Consider the following 21005-nt stretch of genomic DNA (forward strand, 5'->3'; position numbering starts at 1 on the left):
AGGAGCCTTCTTCACGATCAACACGCCGCCGGCCTGCAACCGTGTTGCTTGCCAGGAGTTTCGAGGGGGGGAAGGTGCCTGTCTACTGTCAGAAATAACAGGTCCCAGAGGCAGCTGATGAGCAGGGCAGGCGCGCGGCGCTTGTCATCGGCGCTTATTCAATAGGTCCTCGTTTGGGGCGAGTCCGGAAAAAACGAGACGTGAGGCTGATTACGATGGCGTGTCCCGCGCCACCGTCTGCCGAATCGGCAACACCACGCGAAACTTCGTGCCCTTACCCAGCTCGCTGCTGACGGAAATATCACCACGGTGTTTCTTGACGATGCCGTAGGAGAGCGACAATCCCAAGCCCGTCCCTTCGCCCACCGGCTTGGTGGTGAAGAACGGATCGAAGATTTTTTGCAGCGCATGCGGGGGAATTCCACAGCCGTTGTCTGCCACTTCCAGCCAGATGTTTTCGCCCTCCACGCCGTTGCTGATGGTTATGGTGCCGCGCTCCGGCCCCATGGCTTGTGCGGCGTTGATCACCAGGTTCATCACCACCTGATTGAGCTGCGAAGCCAGGCATTCGATGTCCGGCAGCGGCGCGTAATGCTTCACCACATCGGCCTTGTACTTGAGTTCACTGGCGACGATGTTCAGCGTCGAGTCGATGCCTTGTTGCAGATTGGCAAATTGCCAAGTCTGATCGTTGTCCACCCGCGAGAAGTTCTTCAGGTCTTTGACGATCTGGGCCACACGACCTATGCCCTCCTTGGATTCGCGGATCAGGAGTGGAATGTCTTCCTTGAGAAAATCCAGCTCCAGCTCGTTGCGCAAGGCCTTCAGTTGATCGCGTTGTTCACCCGGTGCGAGGCTTTCCTCGGCCTGGCGGTAAGCGTCCAGCATCTGTTGCAGCTGGTTGAAGTAGGTGTCGAGGCTGCTGAGGTTGGACGAGATAAACCCCACCGGGTTGTTGATCTCATGGGCCACACCCGCCGCCAGTTGCCCCAGGGACGCGAGTTTTTCCGACTGCACCAGCTGGCTTTCCAGCTGCTTGCGCTCGTCGATTTCCAGTTGCAGCGCCTGGGTGCGTTGCTCCACCAATTGCTCCAAGTGGATGGTTTTCACCGAGGCGCGCCGGGCCATGTCCCATTTGTTAGCCAGGGTGTTGGCCATCTGCTGGACTTCGATATTGTCGAAAGGCTTTTTCAGGATCAGCAAACGATCGTGGCCATGCAGGCGATACAGCAGGTCATCCCAGGAATAATCCGAATACGCGGTGCACACCACCACCTGCAGGCCGGGGTCGATTTTCCACAACTCCTCGATGGTTTTGGCCCCGTCCCACCCCTGAGGCATGCGCATGTCCACAAACGCCAGCGCGTAGGGTCGTTGCTCTGTCATCGCGGTGATGAGCAGTTGCAGGCCTTCTTCGCCGCCGTAGGCCGAGTGCAGCTCGAAGGTTTGCACCGTGGGTTTGCTGGTGTCGCCAAACAGCGCCGACTCCATCTCATCCAGCGCCTCGTTTGACTCGACAGCGGGCATCAGGATCTTGCGAAAGTCGTCGTGAATCGAGGGGGTATCGTCGATCAGCAAAATACGCCGGTTAGGGGGCTGGTTCATGGCGGGCTTCCGGCAAGGGTGAGAGGGATTTTCAAGGTGAACACCGCGCCCAGGCCCGGCCCGTCGCTGTGGGCGCTGAGCTGGCCGTTCATTTCCACTGCGGCCAGGGCGCAGCTGTGCAGACCGAAGCCGTGGCCTTCCTTGCGGGTGGTGAAACCGTGGGTGAAGATCCGGGTCATGTTTTCGGCGGGGATGCCTTCGCCCTCGTCCTTCACGCTTATCTGCAAGGTGCTGTCCTCCAGTTGTTGCACCGCCAGGGTCATCTGTCGTGGCCGGTCGGTGAGGTTGGACATGGCGTGCTTGGCGTTGCTGATCAGGTTGACCATGATCAACAGCAACCGGTGTTTGTCCGCCATGATCTCCGGTACCCGCCCATATTCCTTGACCACCGTGACGTTGTGGCGGCTAAGCGAACCGGCGTTCATGCGCAAGGCGTCCTCCATCAAATCGCTGATGTGCACCGGCTCCATCAGCGTGGACACGCCGGCATAGGATTGCTGGGTGGAGACGATGTCCTTGATGTGATCGACGCTTTTGCTCAGTTGCGCCAGCTCATCGGTCATGGCCTGTTGTTCGACGGCAATGGCGTCCACCAGTTGGTTCAGGTAGCCCGGCAGCAGCTTGCCTTTTTCATCCAAGGTCAGGAAGGCGCCGAGGTCTGCCTGGTGCTCGTTGATCAGTTGCATGGCCTTGCCCAGGCCCAACGCCTTGCTGCTGCGCAGTTTGCGGGTGACCAGCTCGGCGGAGATATTCACGCTGTTGAGCACGTTGCCAACGTTATGCAGCACGTTGGTGGCGATCTCCGCCATGCCAGCCTGGCGCGCGCTGTCCAGCAGTTCGCTCTGCGCATCCTTGAGCTGCTGGGTGCGGCGTTCCACCCGTTGTTCCAGGGTTTCGTTGGCGGCCTGCAACGCTCGGTTGACTCGATTGATCTCGGCAAAACTACGCAGCAGGCGCACGGCCAGGTAGAGCAGCAGCACCACCAGTAACGTCGAGAAAACCAACAGGTAGCGGTGATATTGATGGTCGATCAGGTCAGATGCTTGCTGGTCCTGATCGAGGTGGGTGGTCAAGTCGTCCAGACGCTCGGCCACGGGTATGGAGGCAATGTGTTCGAGCAGGCTGTTGACCACCGGCTGCTCACGCAGAATCAGCGAAATGTGGTTGCTGAGGATGTCTATCGGGCCCTGGAACTCAGCGGGCAGGCTCTCCTTGTTGATTGCCAGCTTGCCCAACCCCACCAGAATATCTGCGGCGCGATCGTCGCTGGTGACCTGGGCGAATTCGAGGCTACTGAGCAACAGGTCGTAAATGTCCGTGGCGACATCCTGCAGTTGCAGGCGGCCTTCATTGTCAATGCGATTGAACTGGGCCTGGATGTCGTCCTCGGCTGTTGGCAAAAACGCCAGGGAATTGCGCAGCACCGCGTTGTGGGACTTGAACTGGTCGACCAGCCTGGCTTTTTCCTGGATCGCCGCCTGATAAGCCTCCTGGCTGGTTTGCCAGCGACTCAGGTCTTGCGGGTCGTGGTAGGTATCGCGGGTATTGAGTTCGGCCCAGAGCCGGGTCATTTCCGTGAGTGGGGTGACCAGCGGATCGTAGTTGTGAGTGATCGCGATCCGCGCCTTAAGCACTTCGCTGTCCCATTGGGCGTTGAGCTGCTGCAACTGGCGGATCAGATCCCGCGATTGGGTGTAGCCGGCGGTCTGGTCGCGTGAGGATTTGAGGTACAAAAACACCAGCGTAGAGGCCAGCAACAGGGTGATCAGGCCAAGCAACACTTGGCTGGTGCGACGGCGGGAGGGGGTCATGACGGTATGCTCATAGGGGCTTGCCTGCCCATTCGCCGGTCAGGGTCTTGAGAAACTGGATAATCAGGTCTTTGTCTTCCTGGGAAGGGTTGCGCCCCAACTGGTACTTGAACATCACATCCACCGCCGCTTCCAGGGTCTTGGCCGAGGCATCGTGGAAGTACGGCGCGGTGACGGCCACGTTGCGCAGGCTGGGCACCTTGAACACGTGGCGATCTTCTTCGTCCAGGGTCAGCAGGTAGCGCCCCAGGTCGGACTCCACCGGGTTGCCGCGCGCCTTGAAGTAATCACCCATCACGCCGAACTTCTGGAACATATTGCCGCCGATATTCACGCCCTGGTGACAAGCGATGCAGCCGTAATCCTTGAAACGCTGGTAGCCGTATTTTTCCTCGATCGTGAGAATCTCCGTGTTGCCCAGCAGGTACTGATCGAACCGCGAGTTAGGGGTGAGCAGCGTGCGTTCATAGGTGGCCAGGGCGTTTTGCACATTGTCGACGGTGACGCCGTCGGGGTACGCCTGCTTGAAGGCGCTCTGGTAGGCGGGCACGTCTGACAGTTTCTGCACCACGGTTTTCCAGTCGCTGCCCATCTCCACGGGGCTGATAACCACTTGTTCTACCTGCGCTTGCAACGTGTCTACGCGGCCATTCCAGAACTGCTTGAAGTTCAGGCTGGCGTTCAATACCGAGGGGGTATTGATTTGCACCGGTTTGCCGTCGAAACCTATTGAGAACGGCTTGTCGTCAGCGCCGCCGGAGGCCAGCCGGTGACAGCTGGCACAAGACAGGGTGTTATTCACCGACAGGCGCGGCTCATTGAACAGTTGCCGACCCAGCTCGACTTTGGCTGAGTCCAGTACTGGAACCGTCGGCAAAGGTTTGAGTGCCTCATCCAGCGGCGCGGCCATCAGTGACACACTGAGTCCCATCATAAGGACCAGGCCGAAACCGTGAGTTGCGACGTCGCTCAAGCGAGCACTCCTTGCATCGTGTGGACTATTGATAGGTTATCGGCATGGCGCAGCCCAACTGCAGCCGTTGGGCAAAATCCTTTGTCGACGCGGCCTTGCTGAATAGAAAACCCTGGCTCTCTTCGCTCTCCCGGGTTTTGAGGAGGGCCGGTTGCCCGGCAACGTGCTGTTGGGCAACTTGGCGCGGCGGGGCACTGACCTGATGGCACAGCTTAGTCGAGCTCCCTTGAATTCGGCGGCCAGTTGGCGTCAAATCAAGCCCGCGCCTTGGGCGAGGGAACACGGCTTAGTACCAGGGTTCAATTCAGCTCCATTCAGTTCAATGTGAAGGCGCAGTAGGCATGGATGAACAACTTGCGACGAAACCCACTATTTTGCTGGTCGACGATGAAGAGTCGATCCTCAACAGCTTGCGCCGCCTGTTGCGCGGCCAACCCTTCGATGTAGTGCTCGCGGGCAGCGGCGCACAGGCCCTGGAGATCATGGCCGCCCAACCCATCGACCTGGTGATGAGCGATGCGCGCATGCCGGGCATGGACGGCGCGCAATTGCTGGCCGAGGTTCATCGCCTTTATCCCGCTACCAGTCGCATTCTGCTCAGTGGCTACGCCGACCTGCCGACCATCATCAAGGCGATCAACGAAGGGCAGATCCACCGCTATATCGGCAAACCCTGGAACGACGACGAACTAAAGCTGATCTTGCAGCAGGCTCTGGAGCATCAGCGCCTGGAGCGCTTGACCCAGGAGCAGAACGAGCAGCTCAAGGCGCTCAACAACACGCTGGAAAAACGGGTGGCAGCGCGCACGTCCGAGTTGCAGCAAACCGCCGATATGCTCGATCTGGCCTATGACGAGCTCAAGCGCAGCTACGTGACCGGCACCGAAGTGTTTTCGCTGTTGGCCAACCTGCGTCTGCCCAAGGACAAACAGACCAACCGCGCGCTGATCGAACTGGTGCGCGTGTACTGCACCGCCCAGTCCATAGACGACGCCAGCGCCCGTGACTTGGCCATGGCAGCTGCGTTGTACAACATCGGCAAGCTGAGCTGGAGCGACAGCATGTTGATCGAACCGGCCGACAAGCTGCACAGCACCGATCGCGAACGGTACCGCGGTTATCCGACCCAGAGCGAATCGCTGTTGATGACCCTGGAGCCGATGAAGGATGCGGCGCGGATGATTCGTCACCATCAGGAGCGCTGGGACGGCAGTGGTTTTCCCGACCACCTCAAGGGCGATGCGATTCCGTTCGGTTCGCGCCTGCTGAAGCTGGCGGTGGACTTTATCGAACTGCAGAAGGGTCTGATCCTTGAGCGGCATCTGAACAGCGATGAAGCGTTGTTATATATCCGCAAATACGCCGGGCGCCTCTACGATCCAGAGCTGATCGAGGACTTCGTCCAGGCCTGCGCGGCATTTCTCAGTGATGTGACCCTGGGCGACCCGACCGTCAAAGTGTTGAGCACCCGGGAACTGGCCGATGGCATGGTCCTGGCGCGCAACCTCAATGCCGACAACGGGATGTTGCTGCTCAACGCCGGCAAGGTGCTGAACCTGCCGTTGGTGGACAAGCTGATTGCGTTCGAAGCGATGGAAGGCGCCAAGTACAGCGTGTTTATCAAGAAGCCGGACGACACCGAAGCAGTGCTCCAATAATGTTTATTTTTTGAATTCAAGGTGTTCAATTCATGCCTACCACTATCCGTATCGCCGCCGCCCTGCTGATCGGCGCTGACGGCCGAACCCTGCTGGTGCGCAAGCGCGGCACCCAGGCCTTTATGCAACCCGGTGGCAAGATCGACGCCGGTGAGCAACCTGCCGAGGCCCTGGCCCGTGAGTTGTACGAAGAGCTGAACCTGCGCATCAAACCCAGCGACGCGGTCTACCTGGGTAACTTCTCGGCCCCTGCGGTCAATGAGCCCGGATTTACCGTGCAAGCTCAATTGTTCCAAGTGCAGATCGATGCGCAGGTCAGTCCGGCTGCTGAAATCGAAGAGGTTCGCTGGATCGACCCTGCCGGTGATGGCGGCCTGGTGCTGGCGCCCTTGACCCGTGACCAGATCCTGCCGTTCTATCGCTCATCGCTGGCCATTACTGCCTGACGCTCAGGCGCAAAGGACTCAAACGTGATCATCCGTACGCTGGGCGGCAACGACGCCGAGGCTTATCGAGCGTTGATGCTGGAGGCGTATGGCGCTTATCCCCAGGCATTCACCTCCAGTGTGGCCGAGCGCGCAGCCATGCCGTTGAGCTGGTGGGAAAAGCGTCTGGACGGGCGCCAGGATCGTTTGCTCGGCGCGTATTCAGGGGATGAACTGGCTGGCATCGTCGGCCTGGCGTTCGAGCTTCGGGAGAAGGCGCGGCACAAAGTGACCTTGTTTGGGATGTACGTGACCGAGGCTTATCAGCAGAAGGGCTTGGGCCGACGGTTGGTGGAAGCGGCGCTGGATGAAGCGCGCCAACATCCGCGCCTCAAAGTCATCCAACTGACCGTCACCGCCGGCAATGATGCAGCGTTTGCGCTGTACCGACGTTGCGGGTTTATCCAGTACGGCCTGGAGCCGCTGGCGGTGCGGGTGGGCGTGGATTACTTCGATAAAATTCACATGTGGCGCGAACTCAAGGCTGACTGAGAGCCGATGAGGGAGGGGGCTAGCCCCCCGATAGCAGAGTGTCAGCAAACAGAAATGTTGAATGTGCAATCGCCATCGGGGGCAAGCCCCCTCCCACAGTTGGAACTGTGTGGTTTCAACGCACCGCGCTGACTCCGTCCAAAGTGGAAAACGACGTGTCCTTGGCTGTCAGCAAAAAGTCGCGCATATACGGCGCATCCAGCATGTCCGCACGAATCCCCGCATACAGCGTCGCAAACAAACCTTTCTCACCCAAGCGCTTGGCCTTTACGTAGCCACGCGAGCTGTATTCATGCAACGCCCAGTGGGGCATGCCGCACACGCCACGGCCGCTGGCGACCAGTTGCATCATCATCACCGTCAGTTCCGAGGTTCGCACCTGGGCCGGCTCGATGTCGGCGGGCTCCAGGAAGCGGGTGAAGATGTCTAGACGATCGCGCTCCACCGGGTAGGTGATCAAGGTTTCGGGAAGCAAGTCTTCGGGCACGATGAACGACTTGCTCGCCAGCGCGTGCTGATTGGCCACCGCGAGCATGGCTTCGTAAGTGAACAGCGGCACATAGGTGATGCCCGGCAGTTCCAGCGGGTCGGAGGTCACCACCAGGTCGAGGTCGCCACGGGCGAGGGCCGGCAGCGGCGCGAAGGCGAAGCCTGAAGCCAGGTCCAGTTCGACTTCGGGCCAGGCATCGCGGAACTGGTCGATGGTTGGCATCAGCCACTGGAAGCAACTGTGACACTCGATCGCCATGTGCAGACGCCCGGCGGTGCCGCCGGCCAAACGTGCGATGTCGCGCTCGGCGCCGCGCAGCAAGGGCAGGGTGGCGTCGGCCAGTTGCAGCAGGCGCAGACCGGCGCTGGTGAAGCGCAGCGGTTTGGTCTTGCGCACGAACAGTTGCATGCCCAGGCGTTCCTCCAGCTCCTTGAACTGGTGGGACAGCGCCGATTGCGTCAGGTGCAGGCGCTCAGCGGCTTCCACCAGGCTGTCGGCTTCGCGCAGGGCGTGCAGGGTCTTGAGGTGACGGATTTCGAGCACGTGCTCTCCATGAAGACAATTTGTGACGAAGTTGAATAGCGTGAGTTTGTCTCATGTTGCAAGGCATGTCGACCACGACCACTGGGCACTCTTCATCAAACTGTCATGGAAGTGTGGCAGCGCGCTTGAACAAACTTCATCAGACTCGCGCTCTACTGGGGTTCTGCGTTTCGGTGTTTTTCATGCGCGTGTTGCTTTTACTGGCCGCCTTATTGTTCGGCCTGCCGTCTTTTGCGGCGTCTCGATGTGATGTCAATGTCCCGACCCAAACGGTCGACCTGGAAAAGGTGAGCATCGCCTACCAGAGTATCGGCCGTGCGTCCGACCCGGCCTTGCTGCTGGTGATGGGCCTGGGCGGGCAGTTGATCCACTGGCCGGACGAAGTGGTGGTTGCCCTCTGCCAACAAGGCTTTCGGGTGATCCGCTATGACAACCGTGATGTCGGCCTGTCCACTTGGCGCGAGGCGCCGGCCAACGCCAATCTCACGTTTGAAGTGCTGCGCTACAAGCTCGGCTTGCCGGTGGCGGCGCCTTACACCCTGACCGATATGGCCGATGATGCGCTCGGGCTGATGAGCGCGTTGCAGATTCAGCAGTTCCACGTCCTCGGCGCGAGCATGGGCGGCATGATCGCCCAGCACTTGGCGGCCATGGCGCCGCAGCGTGTGGAGAGCCTGACCTTGATCATGACCAGCTCTGGCGCTGAAGGCTTGCCGGCACCGAGTGCGGCGCTGGTGCAACTGTTGTCACGGCGCGGCGCGCCCAATCGTGAAGTCGCGTTGGAGCAACAGGCTGACTTGCTGGCCGCGCTGGGCAGTCCGACTATCAAGGATGATCGCCAAGCGTTGCTGCACCAGGCGGCGCTGTCCTACGACCGCGCCTTCAACCCGGAGGGCGTGAAACGCCAGATCATGGCGATTCTCGCTGAGCCGAGTCGCGTGCCGTTGCTCAACCAGTTGCGTGTGCCGACCCTGGTGGTCCACGGCACCGCCGATCCGTTGTTGCCGGTGATGCACGGCGTGCACCTGGCGGCGCATATCCAGGGCAGCCAATTGAAGCTGATTCCCGGCATGGCCCATCGTTTTCAGGAAGCCTTCAAGGCGCCGCTGCTGACGGCCGTGTTGCCGTACCTGCAAGCTCATCGTGAAGACGCTGCCCATTGGGCGCAGATTGATCAGGCGGCGCCTGCGAAGCTGCTGTGAGGTGGTGTATCGTGCAACCTTTGCAGCGTATGACTGCCAACGAGGTTGCCTACCATGAGTACTCCCCTGAAAATCGATTTCGTCAGCGACGTGTCCTGCCCCTGGTGCATCATCGGCCTGCGCGGCCTGACTGAGGCCCTCGACCAACTGGGCACCGAGGTGCAGGCCGAGATTCATTTCCAACCGTTCGAACTGAACCCGAACATGCCCGCCATGGGTCAGAACATCGTCGAGCACATCACTGAAAAATATGGCTCGACCGCCGAAGAGTCCCAGGCCAACCGTGCGCGTATCCGCGACATGGGCGCCGAGTTGGGCTTTGCCTTCCGCACAGATGGCCAGAGCCGTATCTACAACACCTTCGATGCCCACCGCCTGTTGCATTGGGCTGGCCTTGAAGGTTTGCAGTACAACCTCAAGGAAGCGTTGTTCAAGGCCTATTTCACCGATGGCCAAGACCCGTCCGACCACGCCACCCTGGCGATTATTGCTGAGAGCGTCGGCCTGGATATCAAGCGCGCCGCCGAGATTCTCGCCTCCGACGATTACGCCGCCGAAGTCCGTGAACAAGAGCAGTTGTGGACCTCCCGTGGCGTGACGTCGGTGCCGACCATCGTATTCAACGACCAGTACGCCGTCAGCGGTGGCCAGCCGGCGGAAGCCTTTGTGGGCGCGATTCGCCAGATCATCAACGAAGCCCGAGCCTGACCGTGTTCCCATGTGGGAGGAGGCTTGCTCCCGATAGCTGAGTGTCAGTCAACACCTGTATTGACTGAACCACTGCTATCGGGAGCAAGCCCCCTCCCACATGAGATTCTGTGTGAATCTGAATATCTCGCTGGCCCGCCCCTTGCATTGACCCCCTAAAGCCATAGGGGAAACATTACCTTGAACATTCTTGACCTCGACCACAGCCTCACCGGTCAGGCACCGATTGCCCGGCGTTTGGCCAGTGGCCGTGCCACGCGCATCGACCTGCTCGACCTGGGCCCGAAGTTGCGCCTGTGGTCCACCGAAAAAACCTGGAAGCGCTTTGCCGAACGCCTGGCCCAGCGGCCACGGCCCACGGATGCGCGACCGGAAATCCTGTTTGTCGGCTCCGGCGATTATCACCACCTCACGCCAGCATTCCTTGCCGATCTCAAAGAACCCATCAGCCTGATCCACTTCGACAACCATCCCGATTGGGTGCGCTTTGCGCCCAAGCGGCACTGCGGTTCGTGGGTCAACCGCGCGCTGAAGATACCGGCGATCAAACGCATCGTCACCCTCGGCCCGTGCAGCGATGACCTGCACAACCCGCAGCTGCGCGGCGGCAACCTTGGTGCGCTCAAGCGCGGGCATTTGCAGCTGTTCCCGTGGCAACACCCGCCGTCGAAAGTGTGGGGCAGGGTCGGCGATGGCGCCGGTCACCAACAGCAGGAAAACCACCTGCACTGGCGCAACCTTGCTGAGCTGGATTGGGCTGCATTCCTGGAGCAGATGATCAGCAGCCTGCCCACTGACGCGATCTGGATTACCGTCGACAAAGACGTGCTCGCCAGCGAAGACGCGGCGACTAACTGGGACCAGGGCGGCATGCGCCTGACCCACTTGCTGCAAGCCTTGCGCGCGCTGGCGGCACGCAAGCGCATCATCGGTATCGACGTGTGCGGCGAGTTCGCTACACCGGCCTTCAGCAATGCTTTCAAGCGCTGGGAAGCCAAGTCTGACCAGCCTCCAGCGGAGCGTTGGAGCCCCGAGGATTTGCAGCGCAATGCCGCCACCAATGAGGCCCTGATCGACCTGTTTGAGGAGCTGTTCCCGTGACGTTGACCGTGGTGTTGCTGGTGGCGTTTTCCATCGTGCTCGATGTGATCGGCCAGTTGTTTTTCAAGCTCGGCCTGGACCGTTTGCCGGAGCTGGAAGGTGGCTTTCGCCTGAACGCGTTCTGGGGCCAGGTGTTTAATGCGCCGTTGTTGTGGGCGGGGATCGGGGCCTACGTCATTGAGTTTTTTATCTGGCTGGAAGCCTTGTCCCGCGCGCCGTTGAGCCTGTTGTTTCCAGCCGCTGCGCTGGCGTATTGCGGGGTGGTGCTGGCGGGCAAAGTGGTGCTGGGCGAAACCGTCAGCCGCCGCCGTTGGCTGGGCACGCTGGTGATTACCTTGGGGGTGATGCTGGTGGCGATTGCAGGGAGTCAGGCATGAATTCGCACGCGTGGTTGCATGGGCGTTTTGGCACCGTGGTGCTATGGGCCTTACTGATCTGCACCGAGAGCGCCGGGCAGTTATTTACCAAAGTTGCCGGTGACCAGTTGGGGCAAATGGATTTCAACTGGCAGTGGCTGGCCGACGTGGCGCGGAACCCTGGGATCCTCGCAGCGATTGCCTGCTACATCGGCGCGTTTTTCGTGTGGATGCTGATCCTGCGGCGCAGCAGTTTGTCCTTGGCGTTTCCGCTCAGTTCACTGGTGTTTGTGGTGGTGCTGCTGGGGTCGTGGCTGGGGCTGGGGGAACATATCAGCCCGCTGCACTGGGTAGGCGTGGCGGTGATTATCGGTGGGATAGCGCTGCTGGCCGAAGGCGAAGAAAACTGAAATGCGGACCCATGTGGGAGGGGCAAGTCGCTCTCACATGGGGCCGAAGTGATCAATCGAACGTGTAGCTGATCGCCGTCTGTACCTGGCCCTGGTTCACGTCGCCGGTCTGCTTGACGATACTGCTGTTGGCCGCCGAGCCCACCAGGTGCACCCAACTTGCGCTGGTCAGCAGTGACCAATTGGGCGCCAGGGGGAATTGGAAACTCTGGCTCAGGGTTACGTTCTGGAAGCCGCCACTGGCGTTGTAAGCCTTGAAGCCTGTGGCCGCCGCTTCGTTATCATCCACCCCGAAAAACGTCTGGGTCTGGCGTGCATCGGCGAAATGCGCCACCAGGCCGCTGCTGCCGATGATTCCACCGCCTAGCGGGTAACCGAACTCACCGCCGACCTTGCCCAGCGCGCCGCTCTGGGAATGCCCGCCACCGACGGCCTGGCCCAACTGGGCGTAAACCCGCCAGAAGTCAGCCGGCGCGTACTGGATAAAACCCCCGACCTCGGCCATGTCCGACACATTGCGCATCCCCTGCAGCGAACCGTTGGAGGTGCGCCCCTGCAAGTAATTGATATACGGACCGGCACTTAAACCCTGTGTGTTCAGCGCGCTCCATCTCAGCCCGTCGTCGGTGCTCAGGCTCATGTTGCCCCAGTCGAGGTCGAGATAGGGCACGGGCCGGGTTTCGTAGCGGCTGCCGGTCGGATCGTGGGGTTGGTAGCTGACGCCTGCGCCGACGTCACCGCTGATGCCTTCGGCCTGAGCGGCGAGGCTCAGTAAACCGGCGAACGCCGCGCATGTGATCCTCAACATGGTCACAGTTCCTAAGTGAATACACGCGCATGAACGCGCAAACCATCGCCCCGATGCAAGCACTCATCTTGTTTGTAGCAAGCTACAAAAATTGTAGCTATGACGACACAAATTCCCCGCTAACACCCGTTAAACCCCCAGCCCTGCGGGGCTTTAACCAATTGGCACACTCCCTGCTCTAGCCCTGATGAAAGCGCAGACAGCGCACTCCATCAAGGTAACCACAATGATTGATTGGCATATCGTGTGCGACTTCGACGGGACCATCACCCCCACCGATGTCATCGACAACGTCCTCCAACGCTTCGCCGGCCCCGAATGGGAAACCATCGAGCAGCAATGGCTGGATGGGCATATCGGTTCACGCGAATGCCTGAGCCGCCAACTGGCGTTGATCAAGGCCACCCCCAGCGAGTTGCTGGCGTACTTCGACAGCGTTGAGATCGACCCGGACTTTCCGGATTTCGTCGATCACGTGATCGGCCTGGGCGCGTCCATTGAGGTGGTCAGCGACGGCATCGAGCAAGGCATTGCGCGGATCCTGTCGCGCAACTACGTGACCTTGCTGCCGATCCTCGCTAACCGCCTGCGCCAGGTCGACCAGAACAGTTGGCGCATCGATTTCCCCTATTCCAGCGATGCCTGCCGCGCCGCGTCCGGCAACTGCAAGTGCAAATCCACGCCGCGCAACAAGCGCGTGCTGGTGATCGGCGACGGCAAGTCCGACATGTGCGTGGCGTCCACCGCCGACTTCGTGTTCGCCAAAGGCAGCCTCGCCCAGTACTGCGAGGCCAACAACATCCCTCACGCGCGCTTCGACACCTTCGCCGAAGTGCCTGCGTTGCTGGCCCGACTGCCTCAGGGCATCGCCGCCAACGCTACCTCCTTCACTGCCGACACTCAGGAAATTTTCCACCATGTCTGATATCCGCATCGCTACCGCCGAAGACCAAGTCCTCCTGGATAAAGAAGCCAAGTACTGCTCCTACGGCGACACCGTTCACTACATCGAACCGCCGCGTATTTTCAGCCGCTGCGAAGGCTCCTATGTGTGGGACACCGAAGACCAGGCCTACCTCGACCTGCAAATGTGGTACTCCGCGGTCAACTTCGGTTACGCCAACCCGCGCTTGAACAATGCGCTGAAACAGCAGATCGACACCCTGCCGCAAATCGCCAGCCAGTACCTGCACAAGGGCAAGATCGAGCTGTCGGAAATGATCGCGGTGGACGCCAAGAAGAAATTCGGCCTCGACGGTCGCGTGCACTTCAACGTCGGCGGCTCGCAGTCGATCGAAGACTCCCTGAAAGTGGTGCGTAACGCCACCAACGGCAAAAGCTTGATGTTCGCCTTCGAAGGCGGCTACCACGGGCGTACCCTCGGCGCCTCGTCGATCACCTCCAGCTACCGCTACCGCCGCCGCTACGGCCACTTCGGTGAACGCGCGCAGTTCATCCCGTTCCCGTACCACTTCCGGGGCCCCAAAGGGATGACCAAGGAAGAGTACGGCAGCCACTGCGTGCAGCAATTTGCCCGCCTGTTCGAGACCGAATACAACGGCGTGTGGGACCCGAAAGTCGGCCAGAGTGAATACGCCGCGTTCTACGTCGAGCCGATCCAGGGCACCGGCGGCTACGTGATCCCGCCGATGAACTTCTACCGCGAACTCAAACACGTGCTGGACCAGCACGGCATCTTGATGGTGTCCGATGAAATCCAGATGGGCTTCTACCGCACCGGCAAGTTGTGGTCGATCGAACACTTCGACGTGCAGCCGGATGTGATCGTGTTCGGCAAGGCGCTGACCAACGGCCTCAACCCACTGGGCGGTATCTGGGCCCGTGAAGAGTTGATCAACCCGAAGATCTTCCCGCCGGGTTCCACCCACTCCACTTTCGCCTCCAACCCGTTGGGCACGGCGGTGGGCCTGGAGATGTTCAAGATGACCAACGAAGTCGACTACGGCGCGATGGTCATGGCCAAGGGCAAGTTCTTCCTCGAAGGCCTGCAGGACCTGCAGAAACGTTTCCCGATCATCGGCGACGTCGACGGTCTGGGCCTGGCGCTGCGCTGCGAAATCTGCGGACCGGATGGCTTCACCCCGGACAAGGCGACCCTGGATTACATGGTTGAAGAAGGTATGAAGGGCGACATGGTGGTGGATGGCCAGAAACTCGGCCTGATCCTCGATGTGGGCGGTTACTACAAGAACGTGATCACCCTGGCACCGTCCCTGGAAATCAGCTATCCGGAAATCGAACTGGGCCTGAAGCTGCTTGAGCAGTTGCTGGTGCGAGCGACCAATCGGTGAACAGTGCAGAGATCGACCTCGGTGAAGGTGATGCCGGATTCGTTCTCGGTGATGGTCCGGTCGGGATCCTGTTGATCCACGGCCTGACCGGCACTCCGACTGAATTGCGCCAGGTCGCTAAAGGCCTGGCCAAGGCCGGCAATTGCACGGTGTACGTGCCGACGCTGGCGGGGCACTGCGGCGATAACAGCGACCTGCAGGCCACCGGCTGGCGCGACTGGTATGAAGGCGTGCGCAAGACCTTCGTACAGATCAAGCGGCGCCACGCACAGGTGTTTGTTGGCGGTTTGTCCATGGGCGCGGTGATGTCGATGTACGTGGCCTCGGAACACCCGGGGCAGGTCGCCGGGCTGCTGATGTATTCGACCACCTTGAAGTACGACGGTTGGAGCATCAACAAAATGGCGTTCATCACGCCGTTGCTGATCCGGATTCCCTTTGGTGTGCGTCTGTTTCGCTTCACTGAGAAACCGCCCTACGGCATCAAGAATGAGCGCCTGCGGGCGATTGTCGAACGCCAGATGAAAGAGGGCGAGAGCAGCGAAGCGGGGTTGTTGACCATGGAAGGCGTCACCGTGCGCGAGTTGCACTGGATGAACGCAGTGGTCAAAAAACGCATGCCCCGGATCAACGTGCCGGCGCTGGTGCTGCACTCCATCGAGGACGACATCACCAGCCGCTGGAACGCCGACTATGTAGAGCGCCACCTCGGCGGCCCAGTGACCAAGATTCTGCTGGATAACTGCTACCACATGATCACCGTCGACCTGCAATACCGGCGGGTGATTGAGTTGAGTGCTGCGTTCATCGAGCGGCATACATCTGCAGCGGGCTCCGGTTCAGTGTTTGCTGAGCAGGGGTTTTGTGGTGGGCAGGGCTGTAGTGGTGAGCAGAGAGGTTTTGGTGTGCAGGGCTGTGGTGGTGAGCAGAGGGGTTTTGGTGTGCAGGGCTGTAGTGATGAGCAGGGATGTTTTGGTGTGCAGGGCTGTAGTGGTGAGCAGAGGGGTTGTGATGTGCAGGGTTCCAGTGGTGAGCAGGCTTGCCCTGCGCTGGGTGGCGAAGCCGCCCCAAAACCTGCTATTGCGGTCTAGCTGGAGAAACTCGTTGCCTGGAGTGGGGCTGCTTCGCAGCCCAGCGCGGGGCAAGCCCGCTCACCACAAAAAGTACCGTTCACCACAAAAGGTGCCATTCACCACAAAAAGTACCGCTCACCACAAAAGGTGCCATTCACTACAAAAAGTACCGCCCACTACAAAAGGTGCCATTCACCACAAAAAGTACCATTCACTACAAAAAAACCGTTCATCACAGATAGGCCCATTCACCTCAAAAAATCGCCGGCCCCAGGCCCTGAATATGGAAACGATGTGATCACCACCCAAGCCTTCCCCACCCTCCGGACCCTCCAGAGTGTTGTGGTGTGCAGGGCTCTAGTGGTGAGCAGGCTTGCCCTGCGCTGGGTGGCGAAGCCGCCCCAAAACCGGCCATTGCGGTCTAGCTGGAGAAACTCGTTGCCTGGAGTGGGGCTGCTTCGCCGCCCAGCGCGGGGCAAGCCCGCTCACCACAAAAAGTACTACTCACCACAAAAGGTGCCATTCACCACAAAAAGTACCATTCACCACAAAAGGTGCCGCTCACCACAAAAAGTACCATTCACTACAAAAAACCTTTCATCACAGATAGCCCCATTCACCTCAAAAAATCGCCGGCCCCAGGCCCTGAATATGGAAACGATGTGATCACCACCCAAGCCTTCCCCACCATCCGGGCCCTCCAGCGCAGTGCGTGGAACGATTGCTTCCCCGGTGCCCTGGAAGACTGGGACTATTACGTCGCCGTGGAAAACGCGGCCCTTGATGATTTCCGGTGGCGCTACCTTGCGGTCTACGAAGACGGAACCCTGGTGGCAGTCGCACCCGCGTTCATCACCCATTACCGCCTCGACACCACGGTTTCAGGCGTCGGCAAGCGTTTCACCGAACGCCTTGAGCGACGGTGGCCGGGGGTTTTGACATTGGGCCTCTATGCCATCGGCTCGCCGGTTGCCGAGCGCTGTGATGCCGGATTTTCCCGCCATGTCCCCGAGTCGCGTCGCCCGTTGTTGCTCAAGCATGTGCTGGACGCCGCACGCCACGACGCCGATGACTTCGGTATCGGCCTGGTGGCGGTCAAGGACGCGCCGAGCAACGATCCGCACTGGGCCGACAGTTGTCGCGCCGCCGGTTTCCAGACCATGCCGAGCCTGCCCACCGGTGTGTTGCCGTTGCCCTACGGTTCAGTGGACGCCTACCTGGGCTCTCTGGGCAAATCCACGCGCAAGGATCTGCGTCGCAAACTGCGCGCACCGGGGCCACGGGTGGAGTGGCGGCGCAACATCGACGATGTACTGCCTGAGGTCATGCGCCTTTACGAAGCCACACTCACCCGAGCCGAGCTGCAGTTCGAACGCCTGCCTGCGGGCTACTTCACCGGTGTGCTTGAACGCCTTGAGTCACGCGCGGTGTGTGCGCTTTACTGGGTGGACGAGCAGTTGGTGGCGTTCAACCTGATGCTGGTGGATGAGCATCGGCTGGTGGACAAGTTCTTCGGGCATGACGTGAACTTCACCCGCGACTACAACCTGTATTTCCGTAGCTGGCTGACCAACGTCGACTATTGTATTGAGCACAATATTGCGATGTACGAGTGCGGGCAGGCCGGGTATGCCAGTAAGCTGCGCCTGGGCTGCGAGTTCCAGGGCAACAGTGTGTTTTTCCGCCACCGCAACCGGCTGGTCAATGGCCTGCTCAAGCTTGTAAAACTGTTTATTCGACCGGACCGTTCCGACCCTGCCATGGCTGCTGCGATAAGCGAAACCCGATGATCACCAAGACCCGCCAGAAAGCCCGTCCCTTTGCCATTTCGCGCTGGAGTGTCCAGCGCAAGCTGGTGCTGGCGTTCTGGTTGGTCAGCGTGATTCCGACCATGATCGCGGCGGAGTTGGCCGCCACCACGCTGTCGCAGATTTTCGACAGCAACGTGCGGATCTGGCTGCAGGAGTCGACCAAGATCGTCAAGGACGAGATCGGCGACATCCTTCATGACAACGCGCGCATGGCCAAATTGTTCCTGCGCTACACCAGCCCGCCGGAGAACCGGCAAGCTGCCCGGCACGACCGGCTGACGGCCGACATCGCCGATGCAACGGACATTGACGTGGTCGCGTTGATTCGCGTCAGTGACCACAAAACGGTGTTCAGCACCGCCTCCGACGACATCGTCAAGCAGATCAGCCTGACCAGCAACGCGGTGTTGCAGACGGTGCAGGTGGCGGGCGTGAGCACGGGCATTGTGGTCTCTACGTTCGACACTTCCCGGGACGGCGTCGACTACCAGTTGCTGGTGGCCACTTACCTGGACAGCAGTTTCCTCACCAGCGTGGCCGATGTGCACTCCCTTGACCTGCGCCTGTACCTGGCCAACCCCGAGGGTTTCTCGGAAATTTTCTCGACCCAGCGCTTCGAGGATCACCCGTCGCGCATCCCCAAAAATGTCGAAGCGGCTATGCGCAGCACCAAACAGCCCAGCGAGCAATTCACCAATAACTACAGCGGTTTGTACTGGCCGATCTTCAACGACGCGGGCGATTTGCAGGGCGTGATTTTCAGCGGCCTGCTGCGCCATAGCAGCCTGGTGGGGCTGGTCAACCAGAGCAATCTGTTCGTCTTGATATTTCTGGTCAGCTCGGCGCTGTCATTGGCGGCGGGGGTGTTGGTGTCACGGCGCCTGACCCGGCCGCTGCGAGACTTGTCCCAAGGCGTGAGTGCGGTGATTTCCGGCAATTACACCCATCGCGTAGCGGTCAGCGGCGGCGATGAGCTGGCGCAATTGAGCAGCACCTTCAACCATATGACCGAGCGTCTGGGCGAGTTGCATCACCTCGAAGCCCAGTTGCGCCGCCGCGATCGCCTGCATGCACTGGGCGAAGTCGCCATGGGCCTGGCCCACGAGATCCGCAACCCCCTGGGCATCATCAAGACCGCTACCCAGTTGCTGCACCGCCGCGCCGACCTGGCGGACACCGATAAGCGCCACCTGGAGTACGTGATCAGTGAAGTCAGCCGCATCAACGACCTGATCACCGAGTTCCTCGATTTCGCCAAGCCCAATCCGCCGCTACGTGTGGTGCAGCCGGCACGTCCGCTGGTGGAGGAAATCTTCGGTTTCTGCGCCCCGGAACTGGCTACTCACAACATCGATGCGCAGATCGACGACCAGGCACCGGGCGCGACTATTTACGCGGATGCCAAACAGCTCAAACAGGCGTGCCTCAATCTGATTCTCAACGCCATCGACGCGATGCCCGAAGGCGGGCGCCTGACCGTGGGGATTCGCACGGTGGGCGACAACACCGTTATCAGCATTGCCGACACCGGCCAGGGCATTCCGGCAGAGATGGTCGAGCGCATCTTTACGCCCTTCGTCACCACCAAGGCCTCGGGTACTGGCTTGGGTCTGGCCAAGGTCTATTCGATCATGGAAAGTCACGATGGCAGCATCGAATGCGCCAGCGAGAAAGATGCCGGCGCCACCTTCAGCCTGTACATTCCGGCGATGGGCGAAGACGACGAGGACAGTCATGACGCATAACATTCTAGTGGTCGACGACGAACCCAAGCTCTGTGATCTGCTGGCGTCGGCCCTGAGTCAGAACTGCATCCAGGTATTTATCGCCGGTAACGGTCTGCACGCGCTCAAGGTGCTGGAGCAGGAAGACATCGACCTGGTGATCAGTGACTGGCGCATGCCAGGTATGGACGGGCCGGCGCTGCTGGCGGAGATCAAGGTGCGCTACCCCCATGTGCCGGTGATTGTGATGACCGCCTACAGCACGGTGAAAAACGCCGTGCAGTCGATGCGCAACGGCGCCTATGACTACATCGCCAAGCCGTTCGATATCGACGAGCTGGACATCACCGTCAGCAAAGCCTTGCAGTTTCGCGACATCATGCGCGACAACGCACGCCTGCGCGCCGAGCTGGATGAGCATGCCCAGTTCGACAGCCTGGTGGGTGACAGCCCGGCGTTTCGCACGGTGTTGCAAGCGGTGGAATCGGTGCGTGACAGCAGCGCCACTGTCCTGCTGACCGGCGAAAGCGGCACCGGCAAGGAAATGGTCGCCCGTGCCATCCACAAACACGGCAGCCGTGCCGACAAACCCTTCGTGGCGGTCAACTGCGCCGCAATCCCGGAAGGGCTGCTGGAAAGCGAGATGTTCGGCCACCGCAAAGGCGCCTTCACTGGCGCGGTAGCGGACCGGGTAGGGCGTTTTATGCAGGCCGACAAAGGCACGCTCTTCCTTGATGAAGTCGGCGATATGCCTCTGGCGTTGCAGGCCAAGATCCTGCGTGCATTGCAGGAGCGGGTCATCGAGCCGGTGGGCGATCCCCGCGAGCGCAAGGTGGATGTGCGAGTGATCGCGGCCACCAACAAGAACCTGTTGGAAGCGGTGGCCAAGAAGGAGTTTCGCGAAGACCTGTATTACCGCCTCAACGTGTTCCCGATCCCTTTGCCGGCCCTTCGCGAGCGCGTCGAAGACATCGCGCCCCTGGCCCGCCACTTCGCCCAGACCCTCAGCGCCACTGCGGGCAAACGCATCACCGGCTTCAGCCCCGAAGCATTGCAGGCGATGGCCGCGTATCACTGGCCCGGCAATATCCGCGAGCTGCAAAATTGTGTGGAACGCGCAACGATTGTGGCGGCCTCGCCGGTCATCGAAGATATTGACCTGCCGGGTTACCTGTTTGCGTCGAAGCCGAGCGAGCTGGGCGTGACGGCGATTCTCAGCGACGGGCCAGGGATTCCTCAGGACTTGGATGCGGCGCTGGCGGAGGTGGAGAAGGCCTACATACTGGCGGCGTTGCAGGAGAGTAATGGCGTGCAGGCTGCGGCGGCGGCGAAGATCGGGATCTCTGAGCGCAGTTTCTGGTATCGCCTTAAGAAGCTGGGCATCCAGGTCGACAAGATAGTCCGCTGATACACCTCGATTAAAAATGTGGGAGGGGGCTTGCC

Annotated in this window: 18 protein-coding genes and 1 pseudogene; 14 read left to right on the forward strand and 5 right to left on the reverse strand. The window is 60.3% G+C overall.

Annotated elements, in window-relative coordinates; all coding sequences use genetic code 11:
- Positions 1-210: 210 nt before the first annotated feature.
- Genes AOA61_RS04340 through AOA61_RS04350 form a run of 3 tightly spaced genes read right to left on the reverse strand, consistent with a single transcriptional unit; the run spans position 211 to position 4389 of the window.
- The gene (locus tag AOA61_RS04340; protein WP_099601208.1) at positions 211-1605 is read right to left on the reverse strand and encodes an ATP-binding protein; all 1395 of its coding nucleotides are present in this window, start codon (positions 1603-1605) and stop codon (positions 211-213) included.
- A complete protein-coding gene (locus AOA61_RS04345) occupies positions 1602-3416 on the reverse strand; it encodes a DAHL domain-containing protein (protein WP_099601209.1) in 1815 nt (604 codons plus the stop codon). The genes AOA61_RS04340 and AOA61_RS04345 overlap by 4 nt, the downstream gene beginning before the upstream one ends.
- 10 nt (positions 3417-3426) lie before the next feature.
- Complete coding sequence (locus AOA61_RS04350) at positions 3427-4389, reverse strand: cytochrome-c peroxidase (protein ID WP_032891842.1); 963 nt, start codon at positions 4387-4389, stop codon at positions 3427-3429.
- A 341-nt stretch (positions 4390-4730) separates the two neighbouring features.
- Here AOA61_RS04350 and AOA61_RS04355 point away from each other — a divergent pair, with 341 nt between their 5' ends.
- From AOA61_RS04355 to AOA61_RS04365, 3 genes are read left to right on the forward strand one after another with little or no spacing between them, the layout of a single operon-like run.
- Complete coding sequence (locus AOA61_RS04355; protein WP_032891839.1) at positions 4731-6047, forward strand: HD domain-containing phosphohydrolase; 1317 nt, start codon at positions 4731-4733, stop codon at positions 6045-6047.
- A 32-nt stretch (positions 6048-6079) separates the two neighbouring features.
- Positions 6080-6493, forward strand: coding sequence for an NUDIX domain-containing protein (locus AOA61_RS04360; protein ID WP_032891837.1), 414 nt, complete (start codon positions 6080-6082; stop codon positions 6491-6493).
- A gap of 24 nt (positions 6494-6517) precedes the next feature.
- The gene (locus AOA61_RS04365) at positions 6518-7024 is read left to right on the forward strand and encodes a GNAT family N-acetyltransferase (protein ID WP_032891836.1); all 507 of its coding nucleotides are present in this window, start codon (positions 6518-6520) and stop codon (positions 7022-7024) included.
- Positions 7025-7139: 115 nt separating this feature from the next.
- Here AOA61_RS04365 and metR read toward each other — a convergent pair whose 3' ends face one another.
- The gene (gene metR, locus AOA61_RS04370; RefSeq protein ID WP_032891832.1) at positions 7140-8057 is read right to left on the reverse strand and encodes a transcriptional regulator MetR; all 918 of its coding nucleotides are present in this window, start codon (positions 8055-8057) and stop codon (positions 7140-7142) included.
- 182 nt (positions 8058-8239) lie between these two features.
- Between metR and AOA61_RS04375 the strand changes: the two genes are divergently transcribed.
- From AOA61_RS04375 to AOA61_RS04395, 5 genes are all read left to right on the forward strand, one after another.
- On the forward strand, positions 8240-9259 hold the full coding sequence (locus tag AOA61_RS04375) for an alpha/beta fold hydrolase (RefSeq protein ID WP_032891831.1): 1020 nt from the start codon (positions 8240-8242) through the stop codon (positions 9257-9259).
- A 54-nt stretch (positions 9260-9313) separates the two neighbouring features.
- Positions 9314-9967: a DsbA family oxidoreductase gene (locus AOA61_RS04380; RefSeq protein ID WP_099601210.1), complete on the forward strand. Its 654-nt coding sequence runs from the start codon at positions 9314-9316 to the stop codon at positions 9965-9967.
- Between the two features lie 180 nt (positions 9968-10147).
- Entirely contained in the window at positions 10148-11068 is a 921-nt protein-coding gene (locus AOA61_RS04385) for an arginase (RefSeq protein ID WP_099601211.1), read from the forward strand.
- Positions 11065-11445, forward strand: coding sequence for a transporter (locus tag AOA61_RS04390; RefSeq protein ID WP_099601212.1), 381 nt, complete (start codon positions 11065-11067; stop codon positions 11443-11445). Before AOA61_RS04385 ends, AOA61_RS04390 begins: the two co-directional genes overlap by 4 nt.
- A complete protein-coding gene (locus AOA61_RS04395; RefSeq protein ID WP_032891827.1) occupies positions 11442-11834 on the forward strand; it encodes an EamA family transporter in 393 nt (130 codons plus the stop codon). Before AOA61_RS04390 ends, AOA61_RS04395 begins: the two co-directional genes overlap by 4 nt.
- Positions 11835-11886: 52 nt before the next feature.
- Here the strand turns inward: AOA61_RS04395 and AOA61_RS04400 are convergent, their stop codons facing one another.
- Entirely contained in the window at positions 11887-12642 is a 756-nt protein-coding gene (locus tag AOA61_RS04400) for a MipA/OmpV family protein (RefSeq protein ID WP_099601213.1), read from the reverse strand.
- 226 nt (positions 12643-12868) lie between these two features.
- Here AOA61_RS04400 and AOA61_RS04405 point away from each other — a divergent pair, with 226 nt between their 5' ends.
- The 6 genes and pseudogenes from AOA61_RS04405 to AOA61_RS04430 all read left to right on the forward strand — a co-directional run bounded on the left by AOA61_RS04405 (position 12869) and on the right by AOA61_RS04430 (position 20970).
- A complete protein-coding gene (locus tag AOA61_RS04405) occupies positions 12869-13567 on the forward strand; it encodes an MtnX-like HAD-IB family phosphatase (protein WP_032891825.1) in 699 nt (232 codons plus the stop codon).
- The gene (locus AOA61_RS04410; protein ID WP_032891824.1) at positions 13560-14954 is read left to right on the forward strand and encodes an aspartate aminotransferase family protein; all 1395 of its coding nucleotides are present in this window, start codon (positions 13560-13562) and stop codon (positions 14952-14954) included. The genes AOA61_RS04405 and AOA61_RS04410 overlap by 8 nt, the downstream gene beginning before the upstream one ends.
- Positions 14951-15772 (forward strand): annotated as a pseudogene (locus tag AOA61_RS04415) (alpha/beta hydrolase); the annotation flags it as partial. The gene AOA61_RS04410 and the pseudogene AOA61_RS04415, both read left to right, overlap by 4 nt.
- Positions 15773-16689: 917 nt before the next feature.
- Positions 16690-17817 carry a GNAT family N-acetyltransferase gene (locus AOA61_RS04420; protein ID WP_099601214.1) on the forward strand — a complete coding sequence of 376 codons (1128 nt, stop codon included), beginning with the start codon at positions 16690-16692 and terminating at the stop codon, positions 17815-17817.
- Entirely contained in the window at positions 17814-19583 is a 1770-nt protein-coding gene (locus AOA61_RS04425) for a HAMP domain-containing sensor histidine kinase (protein ID WP_095183944.1), read from the forward strand. Before AOA61_RS04420 ends, AOA61_RS04425 begins: the two co-directional genes overlap by 4 nt.
- Complete coding sequence (locus tag AOA61_RS04430) at positions 19573-20970, forward strand: sigma-54 dependent transcriptional regulator (protein ID WP_099601215.1); 1398 nt, start codon at positions 19573-19575, stop codon at positions 20968-20970. The genes AOA61_RS04425 and AOA61_RS04430 overlap by 11 nt, the downstream gene beginning before the upstream one ends.
- Positions 20971-21005 lie beyond the last annotated feature (35 nt).

The sequence above is a fragment of the Pseudomonas sp. 2995-1 genome (genome assembly GCF_002742505.1).
Classification (GTDB): Bacteria; Pseudomonadota; Gammaproteobacteria; order Pseudomonadales; family Pseudomonadaceae; genus Aquipseudomonas; species Aquipseudomonas sivasensis.

Excerpts from the sequence above, each read along its gene's own strand:
- AOA61_RS04340 (WP_099601208.1), bottom strand. The coding sequence starts at position 1,605 with ATGAACCAGCCCCCTAACCGGCGTATTTTGCTGATCGACGATACCCCC.
- AOA61_RS04345 (WP_099601209.1), bottom strand. The coding sequence starts at position 3,416 with ATGACCCCCTCCCGCCGTCGCACCAGCCAAGTGTTGCTTGGCCTGATC.
- AOA61_RS04355 (WP_032891839.1), top strand. The coding sequence starts at position 4,731 with ATGGATGAACAACTTGCGACGAAACCCACTATTTTGCTGGTCGACGAT.
- AOA61_RS04360 (WP_032891837.1), top strand. The coding sequence starts at position 6,080 with ATGCCTACCACTATCCGTATCGCCGCCGCCCTGCTGATCGGCGCTGAC.
- AOA61_RS04375 (WP_032891831.1), top strand. The coding sequence starts at position 8,240 with ATGCGCGTGTTGCTTTTACTGGCCGCCTTATTGTTCGGCCTGCCGTCT.
- AOA61_RS04380 (WP_099601210.1), top strand. The coding sequence starts at position 9,314 with ATGAGTACTCCCCTGAAAATCGATTTCGTCAGCGACGTGTCCTGCCCC.
- AOA61_RS04395 (WP_032891827.1), top strand. The coding sequence starts at position 11,442 with ATGAATTCGCACGCGTGGTTGCATGGGCGTTTTGGCACCGTGGTGCTA.
- AOA61_RS04400 (WP_099601213.1), bottom strand. The coding sequence starts at position 12,642 with ATGTTGAGGATCACATGCGCGGCGTTCGCCGGTTTACTGAGCCTCGCC.
- AOA61_RS04405 (WP_032891825.1), top strand. The coding sequence starts at position 12,869 with ATGATTGATTGGCATATCGTGTGCGACTTCGACGGGACCATCACCCCC.
- AOA61_RS04410 (WP_032891824.1), top strand. The coding sequence starts at position 13,560 with ATGTCTGATATCCGCATCGCTACCGCCGAAGACCAAGTCCTCCTGGAT.
- AOA61_RS04425 (WP_095183944.1), top strand. The coding sequence starts at position 17,814 with ATGATCACCAAGACCCGCCAGAAAGCCCGTCCCTTTGCCATTTCGCGC.
- AOA61_RS04430 (WP_099601215.1), top strand. The coding sequence starts at position 19,573 with ATGACGCATAACATTCTAGTGGTCGACGACGAACCCAAGCTCTGTGAT.